This window comes from Gimesia sp., assembly GCF_048262075.1.
Classification (GTDB): domain Bacteria; phylum Planctomycetota; class Planctomycetia; order Planctomycetales; family Planctomycetaceae; genus Gimesia.
The window spans coordinates 449,185-474,526 of record NZ_JBLXFK010000004.1; the positions used below are offsets into that span (position 1 = coordinate 449,185).

Consider the following 25,342-nt stretch of genomic DNA (forward strand, 5'->3'; position numbering starts at 1 on the left):
GGTACAAGTCTTATCGCTAAGGCTTGTGCCAGCCCCACAGCGGAAAGATTGTCCTCATAAGAAATTCCTCACCGCATCGTATGCGGTTCCGCGTGACGTCTCGGTGGTATTACTGAAATACTGCCGAGACGTTTTTTTACGCGCGTCGGATTCTCAAGCAGATTGATCAGGTAGTCGGTTGAGAGTCTTTGCTTCCAGAGATCATGTCGGATTGAATCTGACTGCTGTTAAACACGACTTCAATCAGAGTGGTCACGCCTTGAAACGATTTGGGGTTGTAGCCTTTGCGGATCTGCAGTCGCCAGACGAGTTCCCCTGTCAAATCGTCGATGCCCTGTTCGTTGGTCGCGACAAAGGTTTCGAAACTTTCCCCTGGTTTCAGTTGCTGCGGCTTCTTTTCCTGGTTGATATTCTGGCCTTTAATATTCCATTCCCAGGAGGGGGGCATGTCATATACCAATACCCGGTTACCGTCAGTCGTTTTTTGATCCAGGCTGCTCAAAAAATTATTGGCACGCAACTTTGCTTCGGAGTCTTTGCCGGAAACCCGGGTGAGCAGCAGCTTCTGATCGAGGGGTTCGAAGGTCTGATCGTCTGAGACATTTTCGAATCTCAGGTAGAGCTTGAGCACGTCCCCCGTTGGTTCGCGTGTCAGGCTGGTATCACCTGTATAATGTTCGAATTCGAGTGGACCGCGTGTGACGCGGAGTGGAGTCACCATCACATTCCCGAAACGTCGCCCCGGGCCCCCCAGTTGTAACACATGGCCGGGAGGCAGCGTTGCATTTTCGGGGACGAGCTGGAGCGCGATCTCGTCATTTTTGACGGGCGGCTTGAGATCGGGCAGACTTTCCAGCTGATGGGGATCTCCCTGGTATTTGGCATACAGCAGCATCGCAAGCATGGCGGTGACTGCGAGGGCATAGGTCAGAGTCAGTGTGAATACCCGTTTGGAGACCACTTTTTCTCTGCGGTAGCTTTGAGGGGCTGGTTTGCTCGCCGGTTCCTGAGAAGCTGAGACCGGTTCTGTGGTTTCGTTGGCGGTTTCTGTTTCAGTCGATTCAGCGGCGACTTCCTCAGTTGCGTTTTCAGAAGGCTGCTCTGGCTGGTCAGCCGGCACTGTCTCTGTGTCGGCGATTTCGCTGGTGGTTTCTATTGCAGCAGATTCTGCTTCGTCAGATTCTGCAGTGAGAGCCTCCTCGGATGTGGGCGCTTCCGGTTCGGGCTCACTGTCTGTTGGTTCTGCGACGATGCCTGCAGTGTCTGTGGCTCCTGTTTCCGGGGCTTCGACTTTTTCCTGCTCTGATTCGGTTGCAGTCGTTGCTGCTACTGTAGCGATGGCTTCTGCTTCCGTTTCTGCAACATCCGGTTCGGCTGTTTCGGATTCCGATTCGGACTCAGCACTACCGCCGGGGAGAAATGAAAAATTCGTAGCCGGTCGTTCGGATTGTTTTTTGCTTTTTTTATTTTCGACGCCACCGGGAAGAAACGAAAACGGGGAAGCGTCATTGTTTTCGTTTTCTGAGGAACCTGGTTCTTCCGGCACTGCGATGTCAACTTCAGGGGGATCCGGCTGGCTCTCGTCCCGTTCATGCGTCTCGGCAGCCTGTTCAGAATTGACTGTTTCAACGGCGTTCGCTTCCTCTTCCAGTTCTTCTTCTGAAACCAGTACAGGTTCATTGGATTCGGGGTCGACCTGCAGATGCAGCTGGCATAACGGGCATGCGACGACTTCCGAGACGGCTTCGATTTGGATGGAGCCTCCGCAAGAGGGGCAGTTCACTTCAATACTCATCCATTTCTCCGGTTGATTACTGTTAAGTTAGGGCTGTCGTAGAGGCAGGACCGGCGCTGGAGCGTCCGCGAGCGGGATCCGGCGAGCAGACTGGGAAAATCTGGTACACGGGAAGACGATTCAGCGGGAATCCTGTGCTAATTGTATCCAGTCTATTCTGGCTTGAGTCTGATAGTGAAGCAAGTTCGACTGCCATTCAAAGGGGACAAAAGACAAAACCGGCACGCTTGTCCATTGTTGTATCTGGGCAGCGTTTGACTGGCGGGACTCATCGTTCAGGGTCGGATCGACATCATTCAGGATCAATCCTGCGATGGGCAGCCCCCGGTTCTGCAAGACTTCAATGGTCAGCAGGCTGTGATTGATCGTTCCCAGTCCCGCACGTGCCACGATCAGTAGTGGCAACTTGAGCTGCGCTGCGAAATCAACAATCAGCGTATGTTCTGAAAGCGGGCAGAGCACGCCACCTACACCCTCCACGAGCAGAAATTCCGCCTGATCCTGCCACCACTGTGCCCCTTCCAGCAGGAGCGATTCGTTGACACGCTGGTCCTCTCTGGCAGCAGCGACCGGGGGAGCCAGGGGGGCATGAAAGCGTTGAGGGCAGATTCGCTCCAGGGGAACAGACGTCTGAATGGCTGCGGACAGGTATTCGACATCAGGCCAGTGAAAAGTACCAGTCTTTTCGTCCCGCAGACTGCCACTGCAGGCTGGTTTGTAAACCCCGGTCTGGACTCCTTCCGCTACCAGCTGGCGGGCAATGGCGGCGGTGATATAGGTCTTACCGACATCCGTATCGGTGCCTACGACCATCAATCCGGGGATTTTTAATGAAAAAACGTCCACATTCCATTCCTCACACCGTTCAGGCAATTATGACTTTTACGGAACAACCGATTGTCTCTGCTTGCGATCAGGCCTGTATCGCTTTTATGATTATACAGAGTGATGTGTGTACTGCAGCCGAGAGGAAGCCTGAAATTGCCGGCTTTTCAGACACACTGATCTATTGAAATCCCATTTGTAAGCAAACCGACGCAATCCCGTAGAATTCAGATCGAGTCATGAAACGAAGAAAAAGTTCATCCAGCGGAGCAAGCCTGGATTCCCTGCTGGATACGATGACCAACGTGGTGGGGATCCTCGTGATTATGCTGACCGTGACTCAATTGGGTGTAGGAGAAGCGGTGAATCGTATTAAAAGTGCGATTTCCGAAGAGGATATGGATCGCGCCGAACAGAAGGTCGCCGAGCTTGATGAGTTACTGAAGCTTGAGAAAGAGCAGCTGGAAACCGTGAAAGAATTGACTGCCGATAAAAAGACGGTCAATCCGGATGAGCAGAAAAAACTGGCAGAAAAGCTGAAGAAAGAGCTGGAGAAATTAAAAGAGATCCAGGTCAATATCGAGAAATTGAAAAAAGATATTGCCGAGCGCGATAAGCAGGTTAAATCGCTCGAACAAAGTATTGTCACCAAGGAGACGGAACTGGCAGACATCAAAGCAAAACTGGCTAAAACTCCGGATCCGGGGCCCACGCCGAATGCCAAGATTGTGAATCTGCCCAATCCGCGCGATGCACCAAAAGAGGCCCGCGCGATCGATTATGTGTGCCGACATGGTCGAATTATGCGTGTTGATATCCCCTTGTTACAGAACCTGGCTCTCACAGCGATCGCCCAGAGTCGGCTCGTGACGGCGCCGGAACAGGCCATTGATTGCGACAAACTGGTCAAGGTGTTCGAGAATAAGAATGTTGGCAATCGTGACTGGAGAATAAAGCTGAAACCCGTGGGGGGAGTGCCTTATCTCGTGCTGGAATTACGCGATGGCCGCGGAGATACATCTGAACGTCTGCGGAAATCATCGGCTCTGTTTCGTCAGGAACTGCAGAAGATCAATCCACGGATCTTCTATCTGAATTTTCGGGTCTGGTCAGACAGTTACGATACGTACCTGGTCGCGCGGGAATATGCGGATCAGAAAGATGTAATGGCGGGCTGGTCTGCTTTGGACGGAAATTCCGAATTCCGGGTTCCTCTGGGGGGTAAGCTGAAATTGACATGCGAAGGTTACAAACCGCCTCCCGCTCAGCCGGCTGCTCCCGAACCCGATTTGCCACCTCCTACGGAGCGTAAGCTTCCGGGCACGAAAATTGACTGAATCCATCTGCTGAACGTATCAGTACCGCTGGTTTAACAGGGCTGCAAAACTTCCTGAAATTGTATTTGGGAGGGTGTCTGAGGTGTTTCCTTTATTAACAAGGATCTACAAAGTCACTGACAAGAAAAAAGCGCGCTGCTTTCCTGGTTTGACAGTGATGACAGATGGGTGTCGTTCTCTATCTTTCCCAGGTTGTGTAAAATGTGCCGGTGGTTGTGCTGACAATCATCAACAGTTTTTGATGCTAAAGTAACTGGAACGTTTTCTCATGCTGTCCTCAACAGACGGTCGATTCAGTGTTGTGTAGCCCTGAAAAAAGGGTACTGAGGAATTAAAACGTTCCTGTCTCAACATGAGGTTGAAAAGACTGTAGTCATGGAATCTTCACCCCGGTATTCACTGGAAATCAAAAAGGGAAAAACCAGTTTTCCCGTACGGCCTGTTTCAGGTGGCCGTCTGACGATTGGAGCAGGTTCCTGCTGTGGTCTTCAGGTCACCGGTCGAGAGATGCCGATACTGCATTCCGTGATCCATGTCGAAGACGAGGTCCCCCGGATCGAAGCCATGGTTTCTCAACCCCAACTGTTATTAAACGGGATTCCGCTTCGCACCTCAGAACTGTCAGATGGCGATCGTATCACAATCGGGGCCATCGAATTTGTGTTTTGTCAGTCCAGACCACATACAGCAACGCGCATTTCCACCGCTGGCTTATCTGGCTCGCCGCTTCAGACGAGCGCACCAATCACCCCAGATAAAAAAAGAGATCACTTTATGACCAAAGAAACTACTCTGCAGGACCTGTCTGCGTCCGAACTTGTTGACCTGATTGAACAGGATTTTCATCTGATAGAGAAATATGAATCACGTCGGGAACAGGGAGCCGCTGCCTTGCTGTCTCAATTGCAACAGTTGAATGAGGAGCAGGAAGAACAGGATTTCCAGCAGGAGTCACTTTCTGAGCAGGAACAACTGGTGCTGTTAGCAGATCTCGAAAACATGATGCAGGAACTGACACGTTTCTCGGAAGAACTGCATCAGCGGGCCGATCAGTTATCCAGCCGCGAAAAACATTATGAAGTGGCTGCCGCTTCGTTACTGGAAACCCAGGAGAAGCTGGCATCACAACTGGACCGGACACTCGATCAAGTGGGATCGATCAAACAGGACCGCGATGATGAAAGTGGTCCTCAGCGGGCGATTGCCTGAGCTTAATCAGATACATTCTTCAATCCTGTGTGCGATCAGACATCTGATTCACACAGGATTTTTTTGCGCCTGTCAGACACGGTTACAGGTAAAAAAGAAAGGCAACTCTCTCTGCCGAGCATTTAGAGCGCATCACATTTAACCATAGCGTCGCTCAAGCTAATATACTCGGCTTAAATGGTCTTGGAGACGCTACAGTAAAACCAGGCAAAGTCGAGTCACTCAGGTTGAGTTGCCTGTAAACAGCCTGATTTCAGGACCGGAATCAGGAAGCTTCGCGAAACCGGAGTGATGGTTTTTCGATGGTGACAATCGTGTTGGGCACCACACTTTTCATCAGTGAGACACTCGCGCCGATGACGGCATCCTGGCCAATCACGGTATCGCCTCCCAGAATCGTCGCATTGGCATAAATCACCACACCCTTTTCAATGGTGGGATGCCGTTTCTGATCACGAATGATGCGGCCTTCGGAATCTTTCGGGAAACTCAATGCCCCGAGGGTGACCCCCTGGTAGACTTTCACGTTTTCTGCGATTTCGCAGGTTTCCCCAATCACGACACCGGTGCCGTGATCGATAAAGAACGAGTGGCCGATGGTGGCACCCGGGTGAATATCGATTCCCGTTTGGGCATGCGCCCATTCCGACAACATGCGGGGGATGATGGGGACTTCCAGTTTGTACAATTCATGGGCGAGCCGATAGATCGTAATCGCTTCCAGTCCGGGATAGCAGAAGATGATTTCATCAAAGCAGGTCGCAGCCGGGTCGCCGTCCAATGCCGCTTGTACGTCAGTGGAAAGGGCGCGTCGGATTTCCGGAATCATTTCGAGGAACTGGATCGTTTTCCGCTGACCTTCAGCTTCGAAATCGATCTGGTTGAGTTTTTCGCAGTCGGCGCCATGACGTTGCACATACTGATGGCGTAATGCACGACCAATTTGCAATGTCAGGATATCGTGCAGGGAATCGATGATGTTTCCCACATGGTAGGTTACATTGCCCAGATGCAGATTCTGACGACGGCTGTAGCCTGGGAAAATGACATCTTTCAGTTCCTGAGCCGCTTCAATCACAGCATCCTGGCTGGGAAGCGGGCAATGTCCTAAATGATGAATCGTACCAATTTCATGATAAGTCTCGACGATCCGGTCAGTCAGTTCAGGGAGCCGCTCTTTTTGCCGGAAATCCGTAGCCATGAGAATTTTCCTGCTTGTCATCTGGAAAGGGGGATAAATGCTGTGACCTGAGGCCAGAGCCTGTGATCAAGACAAGTCTCGATCGTAATAAGTTCTGTAAACTGCCTCAGCTGACAGGCAACTTTCCTGAATTCTATGCTTGCCGACGAAACGTCTACAAGTAGACAACAGAAAAAATGCCTTCTCTAGTTTCAAATCGGCGTCTGAATGACTGGAAATTGAGAAATTCTCATATTCCTGACAATGGTCACAAAGAATACGTGGCTCCCGCGAACGGAAGCCCGCCGGGATTATGTCTGGTTCTATTCAGATTTCAGGCTGTGATATCAGAGGGGGAGTACTCTAAGTGCTATTTAAGAAACGGGATAGGAGTGCCTGCTTCAGCAGTTTACCCAACCTGAATTTCCTCAATCGGTTCAATCCCTTCCTCATAATACGCCGATAGAAAACAGAGTGAGGGACCCTGGTCTGTCCGGGTTCTGTCACTGCTGAGCCGTGCTTTTTTCGACAGGAATGAATCGTGACGAATTCTACCAGACTGTTGCGCTGGCTGACGCCTCCTGTTCGACAGGAGCGCGGCGACTGGACATTGCTGCGATCCTGCGCGGAGAGTCCGGAACGGCTGGCTGCCGATTCTGATGCTTTACGCACATTGCGGATTTCCTATCGAGAGTTGAATCAGCAGAATCAGGAATTAAAGATCGCGGCGCAGCACAAAACTCTGATTCAGCTTCAGGCCCGTGTGCAGGTCATTCTGCTTCGTTGTCGATTGTACCTGGACGAAAACCCGACACATCCTGTTACTCAAACACAGCAACCGATCCTGACGAGAATTCTGGATTACCTGCGTGAAGAACAGCGGTATATCCGAGAGCAGTTGCTGCTGTCACAAACGACAGAGTATTATGTCAAACAATTGAAGCAGGCCACACAGGATGTCTGGACGAAAACTTATTGCAGCCCGAATCTGCTGTTGAATCTGATACGCAAAATCAAAAATGATGACGTGCACCTGCATCAGCCGGGCGAATTCCTGTTTGCCTCACTTAATGATATTCAGGAATCGATCCATCTGCAGATACAGGATGCCGATTTATCCGTGTACCTACGGGGACTGGAAACCGCACGATTAATTTTCTTTGTTGGTCGGCAGGTTACCGCCTGGCAGGAGAGCTGTGAACTGCTGATGATTGCCGGTCTGTTACATGACCTGGGCTGGCAGATGCTGCAGCCAAAGCAGAATGCACGCGGTGATAAATTGAAAACGGACCAGTCAGAAATTGAGCAGGGACACCCCGTGCTCGGCGCAGCATTGCTGGGGGGACTGCGAGGATTTCCCGGTGATTCCTACCTGACGGAAATCATTTCACAACATCATGAGCGCCTGGATGGAACCGGATACCCGCGAGGTCTGCATACCTCAGCTTTGGGAGAATATTCACGTCGGTTGGCCGTGGTCTGTCGCTTTCTGGAATTAAAGAATATTGAACGTGAGCTGACCGCGGATGGCCTCAGGACTTATGAACGCGAAGAAGTTGCCTTTGCGGCTGCATTACAGCTCTTCCGGGAATCCCGTCGCGGGGAGTGGGATGAGACGGTCGTCGACCAGTTCCTGTCTGCCTTGGACGAAAGCCTGCTGGAAGTGCTGGTAGAAACCGATCGGCACAACGATCCGTTCACACTCAAGCGGTTCCAGCAGCAGCGCCGCGATGAATCTCACGAGCCGATACCACCGCCGCATTTTTCGATCGAATCTTCTACTACCGAATCCGCTCACCTGACTGAAAACCATTCTGAGTCATGACGCAAAAAAACAACTCGCAAGGTGAGCTGGTGCTCACCGAGAGCAGTTACTGGCGCGAAGCACGACAGCCTCTGGTCTGCCTGGTGTTTCTCGCGCCGTTACTGTTGATTTATGAGTGGGGCGTGCTTTCGATGGGAGGCAGCCAGCCGGAACTGCTCCGTAACGGAGCAGATTACTGGATGCGCAGCTGGCTCTCGCAACTCGGTTTTACGCAGACCTTTCTGCTGCCTGCACTCATCGTGGTCACACTGCTGTTGTGGCATGTCTTCTGCAAGCATCCCTGGAAGATCTCGGGCGAAACATTGATTGGCATGTTTGCAGAGAGCCTGTTGTTTGCCTTTTGCCTGATTGTCTTAGGGCAGGTTCAGGATCTGGTGTTTCAGCAGCTGCCTCAGCCGACGCTGATGTTTATCGAACGCGAGTCTGCTTCGCGGGTCGTCAGTTTTGTGGGCGCGGGTGTGTACGAAGAGGTCATGTTTCGCCTGCTGTTACTGCCGATCTGTTATCTGATCTTTCGTGGCATGCTGCTGGAGGTCCGGTCCTCTGCCATCCTGGCGATCATCTCGACCAGCCTGATCTTTTCCCTGGCGCATTATGTAGGCGCTTCCGGCGATCAGTTCTCCGTCTTCAGTTTTACATTTCGGACGGTAGCCGGACTGTTCTTTGCAGGCCTGTTTTTTCTGCGGGGTTTTGGGATCACCGTCGGTGCGCACGCGACCTATGATATTATTGTCGGGGTAATGCTGGAGACGACTGTCTGAGCTTTCCCAGGCGGTATCAAACTCACCAGAATCGGTAGTAGCTGCCTCGTCCGTAGCCGGTGTTCCAGCCGGACTGGAACACAATGCTGCCGTACAAGGTTGGGCGATAAGGCCAGACACCGCAGGAATAGCCGTAAAATCCCGAATTGGCGTAGCCATAGTACGCTCCGGGGGCCGCAAAGTAGGACCCGCCGTAGGGTAGGTAACTACCCCAGAGTGGTGAATAACTGCCAAGGTAAGGCGTATAATTCCCGTAGTAAGGGACATAGTTCGAGATGACATTGCCCGAGTACGGCGAACAGTAACAGGACGAGTAAGCGCTCCAGGCGTTACACACTGGTCGCGGATAGAACGAACTGCCCGCCCAGGAATACCCGATGCCGGCAGGATAGTGGTTGATGCCGTAGTAGCCGGGTCGGTAATAGCGGTACCCGGCGACGGCTGCGTATGGTCGATAGCGGTAGTTATAACGGCGAGCGCCATATCCGTAGTACGTGGAGCGGTAATTGGAATAGTTTCGCGGGTAGCCCGCCGAATAACGGTAAGTCGAATACCGGGGAGAACGTCGATAGACTGATGAAGAATACGGCGCACGATAACGGGAAACGGAAATTGGTCGCGCGGCGAGCGCGGGAGAAGATTCCAGGGCCACCAGTGCTAACAGGCAGCTGCCGAGTACGAGAGTTCGCAGTGTTAATTTAAAATAGTCAGTCATGATTTCGGTTTCCCGTCTTCCATGACGTTGATTAAAAATGTCTGCTGTTAAAACTCAAACAGTGATTGCGTTTTTACCACAGCCAGTTCATCCGGAAAGGTGTGAAACGCATGGATCAGTAAACTGGACTGATTCGCTTCATAGTCAATAATACTCAAGGCGCCCGGTGTCAGGCGACTTTCTGAAATAAAGTGGTATGCCAGGTCGGCACGCTGCGCGTCCATCAAATATTCTTCATGGACATTTTTAAAGATGGTGTAATCGAGTTCTTCAAGTTGATAGCTGACCTGGTAATACAGGTCCGATTCCAGCTGCACGGAATCAGAACGACAGCCCCGCACTGGTTTTTCCAGTAAACGTTTCTGGCTGGGCAGTGGATTCTGAAACGAGGTCAGAATCTCACAGACTGATTTTCCCTTATGTTGTATGCAGGCGATGTGACCGGTTTCACAAACTTTCAATACTGCGGAAAAGTCCTTCTGTTTGATTTCTGCCGTTGCGCAAGTCGTATAGAGTTCCGGGTGAATGGAACGCCCTATCAAGCGAAAGATCAGATCATTAACCTTCGGTCTGGCGGATCGGACATTCATTATAGTAAATCCAATAACTGGAAATTGCTGTCTCGTAATTACTTATGACCAAAGATTACTGTGCGTTCTTTGAAATAAAATCGCCTCTCCTCTGAATCATCCCCCGATTCTAAGCGATCACGAGACCAATTCCAAACATGGTTTGATAAGAATTTCCAACTCCCTCCCTATTTTTCAGAAGACTGATTTTGGAATTGACTTTGGGAGGGAATCGAGTCGTGAAAATGTAAAAATATTCAGACTGCGATTGACTCAAGTACAAATGTAATTAAACTTTTACAATTACACTTGTACTTGAAGGAACGAAGATGACAGAACGGCCCGCTTTATCCAAGGGGGAAATGGAAATTGCCCGTGCCTTATGGGAGCTGAAACACGCGACGGTGCGCGAGGTGTTCGAATCGTTTCCCGAATCGCGAGGCATCGATTTTACCACCGTTCAGACCTATTTGCGTCGTCTGGAGAAGAAGGGGTATGTGAACGTCAAGCTTGACGGTCGAACCCGCGTGTACTCACCCCGCATCAAGCCCCGCACGGTGATTCGTGAAACCGTCGATGATCTGGTCGATCGATTGTTTGCCGGCGAGACGTTCCCGCTGATGCAGCATCTGATCGAAGATCGCCAGGTAAGTCGCGCAGACCTGGATGCGTTGAAGTCATTGCTGGACCAGTTGACGGAGGAACGCGATGCAGCCGACTGACGTTTCAATATTCTCGCTGGTATGGCAGCAGTTCTGGCAATGTTCGGTGCTGGTGCTGATTGTCTGGCTGATCTGTCGGCTGGTGCGTTTTAAACGTTCGCATCTGACCTGTCTGCTCTGGTTAATCGTGCTGCTGAAATTTGTCACACCTCCTGTCTGGAACAGTACGACGGGGCTGTTCTGCTGGATTCAAAATGGCTTGCCTGCCGAAGTTTCAACCGATCTGCCGCCAGTAGAGCCAGAGATGCTGACGCGTACCGAATCCCTTCGTCTGCTGACCGGAGACGATATGGGAAAACTGCCTGACGTCACAGTAAACCCGGATTTTAAGGTGACGATCCATGAGAACGAAACGCCCCGGCAGACTCCTGTCCGTTCAGAAACGACGATGGTTCCTGTGCAACCAATTGCGGAAAACATCGGGCGGTCGACGGCTCACTATTCCGTGAAAGAGATCGGCGTGGTGATCTGGATAACGGTCGGTCTGCTGATTGCAACAGTGATGCTGGTGCGCTACCTGCGCTGCTGGCACATCATTCGGCGGGCGGGGGAACAATCGCATCCGGAATTGAACCAGATGTTAGCGCGATTGTGTACTGATTTAAAACTGAAACGCCGTGTGCGACTGCTGATTACTCACAGTCGCATGGGGCCGGCGGTAATTGGTCTGCTGCGTCCGACGATCATTCTGCCGACCGCGATTTTAGAGGGGCACTCCCTGAAAGAGCTGGAGCCGGTGTTGGCACACGAGCTGATTCACATCCGCCGTGGCGACTTGTGGATTGGCGTGCTGCAGCTGCTGGCATCGGTGGTGTGGTGGTTTCATCCGCTGGTCTGGTTCACGGGCCGCCACTTGAAATTCGAAATTGAACAATGCTGTGATGAAGAAGTTCTCGCCGAACTGAACTGCGACCCCAGGCAGTATGCCGCCTGTCTGCTGGAAATTCTGGAGTTGAAACAGACATTACAAACAGTCCCCGTAGTGCCGGGCGTGCGACCGGTGGAAATTACTTCAAAACGACTGGAGCGAATCATGCGACTCGGACAAGGATGTCAGAAGCGTACCCCGTGGTGGTGCTGGATGATTTTTGTGACGCTGGCGGCAGTGGTGCTGCCGGGCGCAGCATTTGTGGTGAATGCTGCAGATGCCGTTACAGAGAAAAAGATGATCAAAGGAGAAGAGACGAACCGAGACAGGCCGGAACAGAAAACAGACGCCATCCAGGCAGTTCCCTTTTATGACCCGCTTAAACGGGCGTTGAATGGTAACAACCCCTTCAGTCGCAGGTATTCAAGGAACTTGGCTTATCTTTCTGCTGAAATTGATATGCGGGACTGGATTTCCCGTTCTGTCTGCATCCGTGAATATTCTATTAAAGAACTTCTTGATAAGACCAGTAAGAATATGGGGCCCATGCGGGCCGAAGTTGTACTGACAGAAAAACTGAATGCGCGGATCAAACTACTCAGAGAGTTCGCCGCTGTAAACGAGCGGCCCGATTTCAGTACTTCAGTACCCTTCTATTTTGGGGAGCATCAGATCCCCCTCAAAGACGAACGCAAGCAATACCGCATGGTGTCTTATGGTGGCAGTTGTATCCGCAATGGTCGACTGATTGTCTGGGCCAAGGATGAACGCTATCACAGGCTGGTGGTGCAGGCACTGGATGAACTGGCGAGGGAAGAGATAACACCCTTTGTGCTGACGGCAAAGTTTATCTCGGTCCCCCGCGGTCTGCTGGACAAAATCAGTTCAGAACGGAAGAGGATAAAAGTCTACCAGGCTGAAAAGACTGCCGTTGTGACTACTGTTGCCGCAGGAGAGCAGCCGGCATTGATCGGGCCGGAATCAATCAGTCATCCCTCCCTGATCTGCGAAGTCCTGGATGCAAAACGTTTCAAAGATGTCCAGCGAATCATACGGTCCACAACAGACACTCAGACTTTGTCGGCACCGCAGATCCGATTTCTGGATGGTCAGACCGTGCAGATGGAAACAAAAAAACGCACTCTATTCGAACCGAAATTTCGCGGTACCGGCCAGTCATTTGCAGTGGATCACTATGATGTCGGCCTGGATCTGCGCGTGACTTATTCCACAGAACAGGGAATTCAAAATCGAGGGATGCTGGATTATCAGATTACCAGTTCTGAGTATGCCGGTTTGAAAAAACAGAAGCTGTTTAATCCCGAAGCCGGTCTGGAAGGAGAGATTGAGTCTCCTGTGATTAGAGAATGGCATTTCAAAGATGCGAGACTGTTGAAGCCGGGACAAGTGCTGCTGGTAGAAGGTTTGGGACTGCAGCAGGAAAGGGATCATTCAAACATCCTGGTAGCATTGTTCCAGATAGAACGCGCCAGACATGAGGGAGCGGGGCAGGTAATACAGGGAGTGGGTGTGAACAGCGATACCGGCGTCACCGGGCAGATACAATTGAATGAGGCAAATTTTGGAACGCGGTTGTTGACACAGACATATCCTGTGGCTGACCTGGTGCTGCCGATTCCAGGATATACCGGTGGAAATGGTCAAAAGCCAGCGAAGCCCCGGTTTGAACCATTGATTGATCTGATCAAGCAGAATGTCATGCCAGATCAATGGGGGGAACCAGCGAAAACCGGTTGTACAATCAGGGAGTTTGGACAGACTCGTTCTCTGGTGATCAGGCAAACTCAGTCAGGCCACGATCAGACTGCCGACCTGCTGACGAAGCTAAGGGCGGTTCTGGATCGGCAGGTTGTACTTAAACTGGATCTTTTGGCAGCTGATTATCTGAATGCCGAGCTTAAAAAAATAGACCGGTTTGCTTCTCCCCTCGCGTACGAGTTGTGGCAGACATTGAAGTCGGAAGAACTGGATGAGGGAATTCTGCTCAGTCCACCAGAGACGAAACTGCTGCTGCAGATGTCGAGCAAAGTAGATGACATGGAATACCGGATGTCCATGAAATTGACATTGTTTAATGGGCAGTCATTCGAGTTCAATCTGCCTGATTCACTAGTGCCTGATCAAAAGTTGAAATCGCTGCTCCAGTTACGACCGGAGCTGTTGAAAGATCAGCGGTTACGACTTTCATATGTGATCAACGCCAGGAATGCTCTGGACGCTCTCTCTCATGTCGAGAGCTCGACAATTCGCCAGGGACAATCGTTGCTGGTTGATATTACCGATCAACTTTCGAGTGATCGTAGCTCATTTCAGTTCGATCAATTCGTGCGCCAGGCTGAACTGTCTTACCAGAAACAGGAGCGACGCTGTTTGCTGCTGGTGACGCCGACTGTTATCAATGCTGCTGAAGAGGTTGAGCAGATGAAGAAACAGCCCGCCGAATCAAATCCGGATTGAGCAATCTGGTCTGTTTCTGGTATGGTTCCCGCTCCGGCAGGCATCATTTCGAACATTAAGGAGCGAAGGATGAGACAGGGACAGGGATGTCAACAACGTAACTACTTATGCTACTGGATGATATTAACTTTGCTCGCGGGAAGCATGCTGCCGGGAACTACCCGTCTGGTGTCCGCCGAGGATCCTGAACCGGGTAAGCTGTTACGCGGAGTGGGGGTCAACAGTGATGTTGGCGTGACGGGATCGATCATCATCAATCCTGCTTCTCCCGGCGTTTCTGAAAAGAAGAAAGTGTCAGCGGGCGATGTTCTGACTGCGAAATTCTTTACAGTCTCCGTGGCGCTGTGGGAGAAACTTGACCTGCGGACAAAATCAATGAAGACCGTCGAGCTGGAGTCGCAGTCGGCTTCGCAGAGCGAACTGATGACATCTCGCGCGACCGTCCGTCTGCCTCAGGTGCTGAGCTATGTCGAAAAAAACTGTGATGTCCTTAACCGGAAACGAGTGCAGGAACTGGAACAGTTGATTCAGTCTTCGCCAGACTGCCGGGTACTGACCGAACCATCGGTCAATATCAAGAATGGTCAATCGATTTCGATTCCCGCTCCGCCAGAACTCGCTTCCGAGGGAGGCAGGCTGCATGTGCGGTATTCCCGCAGTTATGATGTGGAGCACGCGGGTTACCTGAAATTCTGGATCACCACTCCCCGCTACAAAATTACCAAAACAGAGAATACAAACGGGTCCGATTCCGATCAAAGAGCCGCAGCCCCGGATTTCAAAAGCTGGCGGATGGAAGATACCCAACTGTTGAAGGCGGGAGAGAAACTGCTGGTGGAAGTGGCCGTGCTACATCCGCAAAGCGAGAAACGAGAGATTGTGCTCGCGCTGCTGGAAGTCGGGACAGGCAATCCACGCCAAGTCAGCCAGGCGAAGCTGCAGCGGGTTAGCAGCAACAGTAGCGGTGCGAAAAACGTTTTGAATGCCGGTCTTAATCAGGAAACCGATCATCTGAAGACAGTCACTTATCCAGTGTCAGACCTGGTGACGCCGCTGCCGCGGAGTGTTAACATCGCCCGCGATCTGTCGATCAAATCTTCCGAACGTGAGACGCCCCGCTTTGACCCATTGGTTCGACTGATTGAGGAGACCATCTCTCCGGAACTGTGGGACGAGCCGCAGAGTACCGGGTGTACGATCAGAGCATTTCCGCAGATGCAGTCCCTGGTTATACGGGCCAGGCAGGCGACCCACGATCAGATTGCCGATTGTCTGGAACAGTTGCGGACGGAACAGAACCAGATGGTGATGATTAATGTTCGTTTTATTACTGCCGATGATTTGCAGCGCTGGTATGATCACTGGAGTTCAATGGAATCGGACGTGGCGACAGAGTTGGTTACACGACTGAAAAAAACAGATCTGACGCAGGGTGTGATCGTCGATAACGCGCAGGCGGGGTTGTTCAAGGAAGCCGTAATGATCGATGCCAGTCGGCCGCTGCTGGGGGCGATTGGCAGAGTCTTTTTACATCGACAGAGTACCGCATTTCATTTTTCCGAGCCGACTCAAAGCTTCTGGCCTGAGTGTCATTTTCAGTTACGACCCGTGATTCAAACCAACGGGGATGTGCAGGTTTCGATGTGTGTGAATCCTGAACAGGCCCTCGATCCGCTGTCGCATGTGAAAGCAGGCACCATTCCTCCCGAGCATTCGCTGCTGGTGGATGTCACGGATCAGATGACCGGACAGGCAGCGCGGTTGTTACCCTATTCAGTGCAGAGGCAGATTCCGGATGCGGCTGGAAACCAGAAACGGTTCCTGGTGCTGGTGACACCTTCCCAACCGCGTCATTTTACACCCACAGCATTTACTCCCCCGTCCCGCTGACGTTGAACAGCAGGCTTTGACCGTCGGGAGTGAAACAGACATCGCCGATGATAGTGCCTTTGACTTTGATGTCGATGGGTGCAGGCGGTTTATCTTCTGCGGGATTGAACTGCATTAACTGTCGCGGCTGCGATCCGGCGGCAAAGACGATTTTTTCACCCGAGGGATGCCAGGCGATGTCGGCGTAGGGGGCGGTTTTATTGGAGTAATGGACTTTATAGCCCTGTTGTTGGCCGGCGGTATTCAGGGTCGCGATTTCGTAAGTTCCCTGACTCGCATTGCGAGCTTTAAAACAGAGCCAGTTGCTGTCAGGTGACCAGGTCATGTTCCAGTAAATCGAAGAGTAGGGGCTTTCACCAGCCGTAAAAAGATCGGTTTTTGTACCTTCCACCAGATCGTACATGCGAATATTGGCTTTGTCTCCGGAGCGGACTGTGTAGGCGATTTTTCTTCCGTCGGGCGACCATTGTGCGCCCCAGCCGCCTGGTTCGATCATTTCGCGATGTGAACCATCGGCGTGCATGAGGGCGACGCCGGAAGGAGAGATTTGCGAGAAGGCAATCCGGTTACCGGCGGGGGACCAGCCGGGCATGACACCGGAGCCGATGGCTTCGAGGTTTGTGCCATCAGCATTGACTGTGATGATTTGTCCGTCGGCAAACTTCTCGCCGTCTTGTGATTTTCGGCCATCAAAGGCCAGTTTCTGGCTGTCTGGTGAGAACGTGGGTGAGCCGGCGGTATAGTATTCGCCGGGGATCAGAAAGAGTTTCGCATCACCCCCTTCTGAGGGGGCGGTATAAAAACGCACGCGTTTGACGCCTGCTTCTTTTTCGTCGGCAATGAGAGGAGACAGGTGAAAGGAGAGAATCAGAACGGTATTCAGGATGAGTAAGCTGACTGGTTTGAACATGCGCATGTTGCATCCTTGTCTCTAAATTGTAAGGCTTCAATTTTCAGTATTATTTAATGTTTTCAGATTAAACAACAGTTGCCCGCCATCTGGTGTAAAGCTGACATCTCCTTTGAGATCGCCTGCGACATTGATGTCCAGTGGTTCCGGGGCTTTGTCTTCTGCGGGGTTGAACTGGAACAACTGCCGCGGGTTTGTCTGGGGGCAGAAGACAATCATTTCTCCGACCGGATGCCAGGCAAAATCAGCATAAGGGGCCTGCTCATGATGATAATGAACTTTATAGCCGGCCTGTTTTCCGGCGACGTTGATGGTGGCGACATCGAAGCTTCGGTCTGATGCTCTGCAGCCTTTGAAACAGAGCCACTGACTATCGGGTGACCAGGCCATATTCCAGTAGACGCTGGTGTAAGGACTTTTGCCTGCGGGGAAGAGATCCGTTTTCGTACCTTCAATCAAATCGTAGATGCGGATATTCCCTCTGCCTTTGATCGGAAAACTGTAGGCAATTTTTCTGCCATCCGGTGACCACTGTGCCCCCCAGCCTCCTTCGTCAATGAGAGTTCGCTGAGATCCATCGGCGTGCATGATGGCGACGCCGTAAGGGGCACGTTGAGAATAGGCAATTCGATTTCCGCCGGGTGACCAGCTGGGCATGGCTCCGGGGCCCAGAACTTTCAGATCGCTGCCGTCGGCGTTCGCCACGATGATCTGGGCCTGGATTGATGTTTCGCCAGCCTGTGATTTCCAGCCATCGAACAGCAGCTTTCGTCCGTCGGCAGAGTAGGAGGGGGAGCCCGCAGTATGGTAATCTCCGGGCACCAGGAATAATTCGGCGTCTCCTCCCTCTGCAGGCGCCTGATAAAAGCGGGCGCGGTTTACTTCCTGTTCTTTGTCTTCAGCGAACAACGGTTCTGAATTCAGACCACTGACCAGCAAGATACCCAGGAGTACCGGACTGATGGCGTACTTACTTTTCATCGCTGGTCCCTATTGTCTTGTCTGAAATATTTTCGAACGGGGGGGCTCTATTTGTCTTTATCGCGTGCATTGAACAGCAGATGCTGGCCATCCGGGGTGAAGCTGATATCGCCGTTGATATTTCCGTCGATGGTGATGTCGAGGGGTTCGGGCGGTTTGTCTTCCGCCGGATTAAACTTGAGCAGCTGGCGTGGTTTGGTGTCGGAACCAAAGACGATCATGTCCCCCTGTGGATGCCAGGCCATATCCTGGTAGGGAGAGCCTTTGCTTTTATAATGGACTTTATAGCCTTCCTGCTTACCGGCGATATTGACAGTGGCGACTTCGAACATCTTATCTTCTGCATTGCGTCCCAGGAAGCAGACCCAGTTACTGTCGGGTGACCAGGTCAGGTTCCAGTAGATGGCGGAGTAAGGGCTTTCGCCTGCGGGGAAGACATCGAACTTGGTTTCTTCAATCAGGTCATAAATACGGAGATTGGCTTTGCCTGAGGTATAGGCGCGGTAGGCGATTTTTTTGCCATCGGGTGACCACTGTGCGCCCCAGGCTCCTGATTCAATCAACGTACGATTGCTGCCATCCGCATTCATGATGGCGACACCCGCAGGAGAAGGCTGTGAGAAGACAATCCGGTTACCGCCGGGAGAAAAACTGGGCATGGCGCCGGCCCCGATGATTTTCGGATCCGAGCCATCCGCGTTAGCGACCATGATTTTCACGTTGGAAAACGTCTCGCCGTCCTGTGATTTCCAGCAGTCATGTGCGAGCTTGGAGCCATCGGGCGAGAAGGTGGGGGAGCCGGTATTATAGTAATCTTCCGAGACGTAATAGACTTTCGGATCTTTGCCTTCCGGGCTCGCAATGTAAAACCGGGTGCGGTTGACTTTGGGTTTTTCATCCGCATCAGTTCGAACGAGAGTCAGACTTTGAACCAGGCTGACAGTGATGCAGATCAGTGCGGCGGACACAACTGATTTCATTGCGAATCCTTTTCTTTATCGTTGATGTAAATTAAGTCAGAGTTCTCCTGTTTAGATGTTATATCATCTATCAGGCAGCGATCAAAGAAAAAAGTGGGGAGGCAATAAGGAGAGACCTGGACGGGGCGCTGAGTATTTTGAAAATGCGAAGTCAGAGAATCCCTGATTTCATTTCCACAAGATCAATTGCGGAACTAAGTCGCGATTTTAAATAGTTTTGTAGAAAAGGATCAGCTCGGGTTGAGGTCTGAATCTGATCAAAGTAGCCTGATGTGTGCAAGGCCTGTGTTGTGAATGAAAAAGTGCCTTTTCCCGTTTCACTCAGGAGTATGTCAATGAAGAACCCCAGTTTTGTGAATCGCGAGCTGATCTGCACGACTTTGATTGTATTTGTCGTCAGTGGATTTGCAGCCTGGGCTGCCAGCAGCAAAACTGTACCCGATGCAGAGTTTGCCAAGTCGACCGTTGATTTCGGAATTGTTGTCAGCGATATCGATAAGTCACTTGCGTTTTACAAGGATGCACTTGGTCTCAAAGAGCGAGAGCCATTCGAAGTGACTCCGCAGATGGGAGCCGACTCAGGGCTGTCGGACAACCTGGCATTTAAAGTGTTTCCGCTGGTGCTGGAAAATGACAGTACAGCGACGAATGTAAAACTGATGCAGTTCAAAGATGCACCGGGAAAGAAAGTGGATAACTCGTTTATCCATTCATCGCTGGGAGTGAGCTATCTGACGATTTATGTCAAAGACACGACGGCTGCGTTGGCACGAGCCAAGGCATTCGGTGTGGAACCGATTGCCAAAGGCCCGATTGCGTTGCCAGAAGGGTTTCCTAAAGGCATTTATCTGACACTACTGCGTGATCCCGATGGGAATCTCATCGAACTGGTAGGCCCTAAACAGTAACGCGTTGATCAGAGCCAGAATACTTGATGATGACACTCCCCGTGGGTGTCATCATTTTTTTGTGTTCATGCCATACTTCTTCATTTTGTTGTACAAGGTCACACGACTGATGCCCAGAGTTTTGGCGGTGTTCGTGCGGCTGTAATTGTTTTTGAACAGAGCCTGTTCGATCAGATCTTTCTCTGTGACCGCTACCTGATCACCCAGGCGTTCTGAATCGTTCTGTTTGTGATTCAGCACGACGGACGGGTCATTCGTCGGGCCAACCAGTCCCATCAGGATATGTGATGGCAGGTTTTCCTTGCGTAAGATTCCTTCGCGGCAGTAAATGACCGAGCGACGGATCACGTTTTCCAGTTCCCGGACATTCCCGGGCCACGGATAGGTGTGCAATGCTTCCATAAACTCTTCATCAATGCGATCGACGGGAATATTATGCTTGAGGGACATCTGATGCACAAAATCATTCGCCAGCACGATGATATCTGACTTGCGTCGTCGCAGGGGAAGCACATCAAATTTCAACATGTTCAATCGATAGTACAAGTCAGGTCGGAATTTACCCTGTTCGACCAGTGGCTGCAGATCCATATTACTGGCGACAACCAGGCGCGCCTGATTGACATGGGTCTTATTCGAGCCAATCGGTTCGAATTCCCCGGTTTCAATCACGCGTAACAGTTTGACCTGCTGCTCGGGACCCAGTACATCAATTTCGTCCAGCAGGACGGTACCACGTCCCGCGGCCAGGAACTTACCATCTTTATCTGCATGGGCACTGGTGAAGGCACCGCGAACGTGACCGAACAGTTCACTTTCAATCAGATCGTTAGGCAACGCTCCACAGGCCACATTCAGAAACGGTTCATTGCGGCGAGGTGAAACATCATGAATCAGACGTGAAAGATAGGTTTTGCCGGCACCGGTTTCTCCGATCAGCAGGACGGTCACATCGTGCTGGGCGGCGATTTCCAGTTCATTCAGCATGAGCTTCATTTCATGCGAATTGGTTTCAAAGCGACGGGTAATGGCATGCTCATTATCGGCTTCTGGAGATTCATGGCTGGTGTTTGCAGGGGAAGTACGCTTTGCCAGTGTTTTGTTCTCGGGTGTGGAGCCAGCGGTTGATGATCCGTGAGCCGCATTCATCACCAGGCTCTGAGTCACAACGACCTTCTCTTCCGGGTTCAGGCAGGAGTCAATTTCCAGTAGCAGTTCTGCTTCGCTGGCGAACCCTTTAATGTGCATCATCGAAGTGCAGGCGGCGCGTCGTTCCAGGATTTCAGGACACTCTTCCTCAGTGAGCAGAATGATTTCGGTATCAGGGGCAGCAGCCTGAATTGTATCCAGCAGATGGTCTTCCTGATGTCCGCCTGAGAGGAGAAACCGCAGATCGACCAGGATGGAGTCAATGTCCTGTTGACGACATTGTTCGTAGCAGTCTTCGAGGCTGCTGCAGATCGAGAGCTGAAAGGTTTTTTTGAAATGAGCAAGGATCTGCTGCTGAATCACTGTATCGCGTGTTACCAGAATCAGTGTCGGAAGTTCCATAATGGCTTTCTCTATTTCAAATTCAAAGTGACAAAGTGGTTTCTCAAGGAGGATCGATCAGAGGCCGACGCAGGCAGGGCAAGTCAATCTGTCTGACCAGTCTGGTGATCGAAGTGCTTCTGTTTTTAAACAAATAGAGTGCCAGACTGTAAAGGTTCCCTGACGTGGGAGCTTTAAGTTGAATGCTGGCAGTAAGATGCGGTTAAATAAGAAATTCAGGATGGCAAAAAAACAACACAGGGGATGTGGTGAAAAAACATCAGTGGTGTGGTGTGTTGATTTAGATCAACATGATTTCAGCGCTGTTCTATACGCCTGGGAATGCTTTCGTCAGGCAGTATGGAATTCGCGCGTGCGTGCTATTGGATGCGGAATTACGGCTTGTTAAACTTCAGAAACAGAGTGTGAAGAACGGATGCGTTTTGAGAGGTTTCGTCAGGCGTGTCAACAGATTGGGACACAGGTTAACGAGAGGAAAATACAGTGGCGAACTTCGCAGTCATCTTAGCAGCAGCCGGTAAGAGTTCACGGTTTCAGTCGAAGGGAGCAGCCGTTCTCGGATCGGGGCCTCAGAAAAAACCGTTCATGGATTTGAAGGGGCGGGCGGTCTGGGTGCGTTCTGCAGAGATCTTCTCGAACCGGGAGGATGTGAAACAACTGATCATCACGGTCGCGACTGAGGACATCGAATGGTTCAAACAGAAGTTTCGTCCTAACCTGGCCTTTATGGAAATTGAAATAATCGCGGGAGGCGCAGAGCGGGCTGACTCGGTACAAAATGCATTGGCGCGGGTCAAAGCGAACATTGATTATGTTGCCATTCACGATGCGGCCCGCCCGTTGATTACGGATAAATGGGTCGGCGAGATCTTTTCCGCTGCGGAAAAACATGATGCCGTGATCCCCGCTGTCCGCGTTTCCAGTACCCTCAAACGGGCCGGTAAGGATCTGAAAATTCAGGAAACCGTCGATCGTACGGACCTCTGGGCGGCGCAGACACCTCAGGTCTTCAAACGACAGATGCTGTTAGACGCGTATGCACAGCGTGGCGATTTTCAGGCGACCGACGAATCGCAACTGGTTGAGCACCTCGGGCAGGAGGTCAAGATCGTTGAAGGTTCCCCTTTGAATCAGAAGATTACGACCGCAGCGGACTTCCGGATGGCAGAAGCACTCGTGAATGCGTTGCCCAAGCCTAAAGGCATCCAGGCTTTGCATCCATTTGCCGATGAGGAACCCCGCGGGATCTTTTAAACGCGTCTCAATGAAAAACATGAAACTCAGGTGAATCTGTCCATTGCTGTTTGAGGTTCGGCTGCCGGGAGGTTAGTCTGGTGTACAGCTCTGCTGACGCTAGCTTGAACCTGGCCACAGGCTTAAATGTGTTGACGCCAGATCAACAAACTATCTCTGTACTTAAAGGAAGCACCATGAGTTCGACCCCGGAATCTGCAGAATCTTCTGAACCAGACTCAAAACCCAAAAAGAAGGTCTCAGCGCAGCGTCGTATCATCTCCTGGGTATTTATCGCGATCCTGCTGGCTGTCGTTCTGCTGGAATGGCGTGCTAAATCATCCCAGGCGAAAACCTTTGAAAGCCTGGGGGCCGCCATGGACCAGGCAGGAAATTCCGGCGAATTCCCCTTTACCCAGTTTGAAGAAACCGTGCAGGGGAGCCCGGCTCTGGAGGTTGATGAGTCCGGCGCCATTTTGCGGCTCTACCATTACAAGTGGAACGGGATTTTTAAAACCTATCATCTGCGTTTGCTGGTGAATGATGAAGATCTGGTGGTGACGTATGACACGTTGCCTGAAGGAGACACCGTTAATGGGATGGGCCGGATCTCGAAAAAGAATCTGGACGAACTGGTTCAGAAGAAAAAGCAGGAGGTTGCCTCTCAGAAACCGGTAGCAGAACCGTCGACTGCGGAACCGCCGACAAAAACAGAGGCTCCTGCAAAAGCAGCAGCGACCCCCACAGACGAATAATCAAGCCGTGAAATAAAAAACAGCCCGGAATCAGAAACTGGTTCCGGGCTGTTTTTATATCTGCTTTCCTGCTTATTCGTCGGTCACACAGCCTTCGGAGGCGGACTTTACATTTTTGATATATTTATAAAGTGTGCCCCGCGTGTATTTGAACGGGGGAGCCGTCCAGGCTTTGCGTCGTTCTGCGAGTTCTGCGTCGCTGACATCCATATCCAGGCGATTCTTGTCGGCGTCGATAACGACCTTGTCGCCATTTTTCACCAATGCGATTGGACCGCCTTCCTGTGCTTCGGGAGTGATATGTCCGACGATGAAGCCGTGTGAACCACCAGAAAAACGACCATCGGTCAGCAGGGCAACATCCTTACCGAGGCCGGCGCCCATGATGGCGGAAGTCGGTGTCAGCATCTCGGGCATGCCTGGTCCCCCTTTGGGGCCTTCGTAGCGGATGATGATCACATCGCCTTTTTGAATCTGCTTGTCTTCAAGGGCTTTGAGCATGTCTTCTTCGGAATCGAATACGTTGGCGGTTCCTTCGAAGACCAGGCCTTCTTTACCTGTGATCTTTGCAACTGCACCGGTGGGAGCCAGGTTGCCTTTGAGGATCTGCAGGTGACCGGTCGGCTTGATCGGGTTTTCAACATCGTGAATGATATCCTGACCTTCTTTGAGGCCCGGCAGTTCGGCCAGATTTTCGGCCAGTGTTTTTCCGGTGACCGTCATGCAGTCGCCGTTGAGCAAGCCTTTTTCCAGCAGGTATTTCATCACGGCAGGGGTGCCGCCAATTTCCTGCAGGTCGGCCATCACGTATTTACCGCTCGGTTTGAAATCAGCCAGCAGCGGGATGCGGTCGCTGACGGACTGGAAGTCATCGATACTCAGTTCCAGACCAACGGAACGCGCGATCGCCAGCATATGCAGCACCGCATTGGTCGAACCACCCAGCGCAACAATCAGGACCATCGCATTTTCGAAGGCTTCGCGGGTCATGATATCGCGGGGTTTCAGGTCCAGTTCCAGCAGCTTCTTGATCGCGGCACCAGCGCGGATACACTCATCGAGTTTATCGGGGTGTTCCGCGGGAATGGAAGAACTGTAAGGAAGTGACATCCCCAAAGCTTCGATGGCGGATGACATGGTGTTGGCGGTATACATTCCGCCGCAGGCACCCGCTCCGGGACAGCTTTTCTGGACGATCTCTTTCCGGGTTTCATCTGTGATGGTGCCGGCCAGGTATTCGCCGTAAGACTGGAAGGCAGAGACGATATCGAGCTTCTGGTTATTCAGACAGCCGGGAGCAATCGTTCCGCCGTAGACCATGAGAGACGGTCGATTAAAACGACCCATGGCGATCAGGCAACCGGGCATGTTTTTATCACAGCCGGGTAGGGAAATGTTGGCATCGTACCACTGGGCACAGGTGACGGTCTCAATGCTGTCGGCGATCAAATCGCGGGACTGCAGCGAATAGGACATACCGTCAGTACCCATGGAGATTCCGTCACTCACGCCAATGGTATTGAATCGAAGACCGACCAGGCCGGCGGCTTCCACACCCTCTTTGACCTTGGCAGCCAGTTTGTTGAGGTGCATATTGCAGGAGTTGCCTTCGTACCAGACGCTGGAAATTCCGACCTGGGCCTTGTTCATATCCTCTTCGGTCATGCCGGTGGCATAGAGCATGGCTTGCGAGGCACCCTGGGAACGGGGCTGTGTGATACGGGAACTATATTTGTTCAAAATGGGTTTCGAATCGGCTGACATCGACGTGTTTCCTCTGTGGTAATTTCACTATCTATGGTTTGAGTTGGGGGAATGAATAACAGATCAGAGAATCATTCAGACATGAT

Annotated in this window: 20 protein-coding genes; 10 read left to right on the forward strand and 10 right to left on the reverse strand. The window is 51.6% G+C overall.

Annotation, left to right across the window (positions count from 1 at the left end):
* Positions 1-166: 166 nt before the first annotated feature.
* Positions 167-1,795 carry a hypothetical protein gene (locus ACN0YH_RS11580; protein ID WP_417379717.1) on the reverse strand — a complete coding sequence of 543 codons (1,629 nt, stop codon included), beginning with the start codon at positions 1,793-1,795 and terminating at the stop codon, positions 167-169.
* 120 nt (positions 1,796-1,915) lie between these two features.
* The gene (bioD, locus tag ACN0YH_RS11585) at positions 1,916-2,641 is read right to left on the reverse strand and encodes a dethiobiotin synthase (RefSeq protein WP_417379718.1); all 726 of its coding nucleotides are present in this window, start codon (positions 2,639-2,641) and stop codon (positions 1,916-1,918) included.
* A 218-nt stretch (positions 2,642-2,859) separates the two neighbouring features.
* On the opposite strand from bioD, the gene ACN0YH_RS11590 reads away from it, so the two are divergent.
* Positions 2,860-3,957, forward strand: a complete 1,098-nt coding sequence (locus tag ACN0YH_RS11590; protein WP_417379719.1) for a hypothetical protein — start codon at positions 2,860-2,862, stop codon at positions 3,955-3,957.
* Positions 3,958-4,332: 375 nt separating this feature from the next.
* Positions 4,333-5,166 carry an FHA domain-containing protein gene (locus ACN0YH_RS11595; RefSeq protein ID WP_417379720.1) on the forward strand — a complete coding sequence of 278 codons (834 nt, stop codon included), beginning with the start codon at positions 4,333-4,335 and terminating at the stop codon, positions 5,164-5,166.
* Between the two features lie 265 nt (positions 5,167-5,431).
* Here ACN0YH_RS11595 and ACN0YH_RS11600 read toward each other — a convergent pair whose 3' ends face one another.
* Complete coding sequence (locus ACN0YH_RS11600) at positions 5,432-6,367, reverse strand: serine O-acetyltransferase (RefSeq protein WP_417379721.1); 936 nt, start codon at positions 6,365-6,367, stop codon at positions 5,432-5,434.
* Positions 6,368-6,887: 520 nt separating this feature from the next.
* Between ACN0YH_RS11600 and ACN0YH_RS11605 the strand changes: the two genes are divergently transcribed.
* Positions 6,888-8,171: an HD-GYP domain-containing protein gene (locus tag ACN0YH_RS11605; RefSeq protein ID WP_417379722.1), complete on the forward strand. Its 1,284-nt coding sequence runs from the start codon at positions 6,888-6,890 to the stop codon at positions 8,169-8,171.
* Entirely contained in the window at positions 8,168-8,932 is a 765-nt protein-coding gene (locus ACN0YH_RS11610) for a CPBP family intramembrane glutamic endopeptidase (RefSeq protein ID WP_417379723.1), read from the forward strand. Before ACN0YH_RS11605 ends, ACN0YH_RS11610 begins: the two co-directional genes overlap by 4 nt.
* Positions 8,933-8,954: 22 nt before the next feature.
* Here ACN0YH_RS11610 and ACN0YH_RS11615 read toward each other — a convergent pair whose 3' ends face one another.
* Positions 8,955-9,647 (reverse strand): hypothetical protein, encoded by a 693-nt coding sequence (locus ACN0YH_RS11615; RefSeq protein WP_417379724.1) that lies wholly within the window; start codon positions 9,645-9,647, stop codon positions 8,955-8,957.
* A 47-nt stretch (positions 9,648-9,694) separates the two neighbouring features.
* Entirely contained in the window at positions 9,695-10,237 is a 543-nt protein-coding gene (locus ACN0YH_RS11620) for a DUF2617 family protein (protein WP_417379725.1), read from the reverse strand.
* 308 nt (positions 10,238-10,545) lie between these two features.
* Between ACN0YH_RS11620 and ACN0YH_RS11625 the strand changes: the two genes are divergently transcribed.
* The 3 genes from ACN0YH_RS11625 (at position 10,546) to ACN0YH_RS11635 (ending at position 16,174) form a co-directional block, all read left to right on the forward strand.
* Positions 10,546-10,938: a BlaI/MecI/CopY family transcriptional regulator gene (locus ACN0YH_RS11625; protein ID WP_417379726.1), complete on the forward strand. Its 393-nt coding sequence runs from the start codon at positions 10,546-10,548 to the stop codon at positions 10,936-10,938.
* Positions 10,925-14,284 carry a M56 family metallopeptidase gene (locus ACN0YH_RS11630; protein ID WP_417379727.1) on the forward strand — a complete coding sequence of 1,120 codons (3,360 nt, stop codon included), beginning with the start codon at positions 10,925-10,927 and terminating at the stop codon, positions 14,282-14,284. Before ACN0YH_RS11625 ends, ACN0YH_RS11630 begins: the two co-directional genes overlap by 14 nt.
* Positions 14,285-14,353: 69 nt before the next feature.
* A complete protein-coding gene (locus ACN0YH_RS11635; protein WP_417379728.1) occupies positions 14,354-16,174 on the forward strand; it encodes a hypothetical protein in 1,821 nt (606 codons plus the stop codon).
* Here ACN0YH_RS11635 and ACN0YH_RS11640 read toward each other — a convergent pair.
* The 3 genes from ACN0YH_RS11640 to ACN0YH_RS11650 are packed head-to-tail and all read right to left on the reverse strand — an operon-like array spanning position 16,155 to position 19,045.
* On the reverse strand, positions 16,155-17,090 hold the full coding sequence (locus ACN0YH_RS11640) for a TolB family protein (protein WP_417379729.1): 936 nt from the start codon (positions 17,088-17,090) through the stop codon (positions 16,155-16,157). The two genes, ACN0YH_RS11635 and ACN0YH_RS11640, sit on opposite strands and share 20 nt — an antisense overlap.
* A gap of 30 nt (positions 17,091-17,120) precedes the next feature.
* A complete protein-coding gene (locus ACN0YH_RS11645; RefSeq protein WP_417379730.1) occupies positions 17,121-18,065 on the reverse strand; it encodes a TolB family protein in 945 nt (314 codons plus the stop codon).
* Between the two features lie 47 nt (positions 18,066-18,112).
* Positions 18,113-19,045 carry a translocation protein TolB gene (locus tag ACN0YH_RS11650; protein ID WP_417379731.1) on the reverse strand — a complete coding sequence of 311 codons (933 nt, stop codon included), beginning with the start codon at positions 19,043-19,045 and terminating at the stop codon, positions 18,113-18,115.
* Between the two features lie 335 nt (positions 19,046-19,380).
* On the opposite strand from ACN0YH_RS11650, the gene ACN0YH_RS11655 reads away from it, so the two are divergent.
* Positions 19,381-19,953 carry a VOC family protein gene (locus ACN0YH_RS11655; protein ID WP_417379732.1) on the forward strand — a complete coding sequence of 191 codons (573 nt, stop codon included), beginning with the start codon at positions 19,381-19,383 and terminating at the stop codon, positions 19,951-19,953.
* 51 nt (positions 19,954-20,004) lie between these two features.
* Here the strand turns inward: ACN0YH_RS11655 and ACN0YH_RS11660 are convergent, their stop codons facing one another.
* A complete protein-coding gene (locus tag ACN0YH_RS11660; protein ID WP_417379733.1) occupies positions 20,005-21,504 on the reverse strand; it encodes a sigma-54 dependent transcriptional regulator in 1,500 nt (499 codons plus the stop codon).
* A gap of 483 nt (positions 21,505-21,987) precedes the next feature.
* On the opposite strand from ACN0YH_RS11660, the gene ispD reads away from it, so the two are divergent.
* Both ispD and ACN0YH_RS11670 read left to right on the forward strand, forming a co-directional pair.
* Positions 21,988-22,758, forward strand: coding sequence for a 2-C-methyl-D-erythritol 4-phosphate cytidylyltransferase (gene ispD / locus ACN0YH_RS11665; RefSeq protein WP_417379734.1), 771 nt, complete (start codon positions 21,988-21,990; stop codon positions 22,756-22,758).
* Between the two features lie 176 nt (positions 22,759-22,934).
* Positions 22,935-23,492: a hypothetical protein gene (locus ACN0YH_RS11670; RefSeq protein ID WP_417379735.1), complete on the forward strand. Its 558-nt coding sequence runs from the start codon at positions 22,935-22,937 to the stop codon at positions 23,490-23,492.
* 72 nt (positions 23,493-23,564) lie between these two features.
* Here ACN0YH_RS11670 and ilvD read toward each other — a convergent pair whose 3' ends face one another.
* A complete protein-coding gene (gene ilvD, locus ACN0YH_RS11675; protein ID WP_417379736.1) occupies positions 23,565-25,256 on the reverse strand; it encodes a dihydroxy-acid dehydratase in 1,692 nt (563 codons plus the stop codon).
* Positions 25,257-25,342: the final 86 nt, after the last annotated feature.

Coding starts and splice junctions, on each gene's coding strand:
- ACN0YH_RS11580 (WP_417379717.1), bottom strand. CDS start 1,795: ATGAGTATTGAAGTGAACTGCCCCTCTTGCGGAGGCTCCATCCAAATC.
- ACN0YH_RS11590 (WP_417379719.1), top strand. CDS start 2,860: ATGAAACGAAGAAAAAGTTCATCCAGCGGAGCAAGCCTGGATTCCCTG.
- ACN0YH_RS11595 (WP_417379720.1), top strand. CDS start 4,333: ATGGAATCTTCACCCCGGTATTCACTGGAAATCAAAAAGGGAAAAACC.
- ACN0YH_RS11600 (WP_417379721.1), bottom strand. CDS start 6,367: ATGGCTACGGATTTCCGGCAAAAAGAGCGGCTCCCTGAACTGACTGAC.
- ACN0YH_RS11610 (WP_417379723.1), top strand. CDS start 8,168: ATGACGCAAAAAAACAACTCGCAAGGTGAGCTGGTGCTCACCGAGAGC.
- ACN0YH_RS11615 (WP_417379724.1), bottom strand. CDS start 9,647: ATGACTGACTATTTTAAATTAACACTGCGAACTCTCGTACTCGGCAGC.
- ACN0YH_RS11620 (WP_417379725.1), bottom strand. CDS start 10,237: ATGAATGTCCGATCCGCCAGACCGAAGGTTAATGATCTGATCTTTCGC.
- ACN0YH_RS11625 (WP_417379726.1), top strand. CDS start 10,546: ATGACAGAACGGCCCGCTTTATCCAAGGGGGAAATGGAAATTGCCCGT.
- ACN0YH_RS11630 (WP_417379727.1), top strand. CDS start 10,925: ATGCAGCCGACTGACGTTTCAATATTCTCGCTGGTATGGCAGCAGTTC.
- ACN0YH_RS11635 (WP_417379728.1), top strand. CDS start 14,354: ATGAGACAGGGACAGGGATGTCAACAACGTAACTACTTATGCTACTGG.
- ACN0YH_RS11640 (WP_417379729.1), bottom strand. CDS start 17,090: ATGCGCATGTTCAAACCAGTCAGCTTACTCATCCTGAATACCGTTCTG.
- ACN0YH_RS11645 (WP_417379730.1), bottom strand. CDS start 18,065: ATGAAAAGTAAGTACGCCATCAGTCCGGTACTCCTGGGTATCTTGCTG.
- ACN0YH_RS11650 (WP_417379731.1), bottom strand. CDS start 19,045: ATGAAATCAGTTGTGTCCGCCGCACTGATCTGCATCACTGTCAGCCTG.
- ACN0YH_RS11655 (WP_417379732.1), top strand. CDS start 19,381: ATGAAGAACCCCAGTTTTGTGAATCGCGAGCTGATCTGCACGACTTTG.
- ACN0YH_RS11660 (WP_417379733.1), bottom strand. CDS start 21,504: ATGGAACTTCCGACACTGATTCTGGTAACACGCGATACAGTGATTCAG.
- ACN0YH_RS11670 (WP_417379735.1), top strand. CDS start 22,935: ATGAGTTCGACCCCGGAATCTGCAGAATCTTCTGAACCAGACTCAAAA.
- ilvD (WP_417379736.1), bottom strand. CDS start 25,256: ATGTCAGCCGATTCGAAACCCATTTTGAACAAATATAGTTCCCGTATC.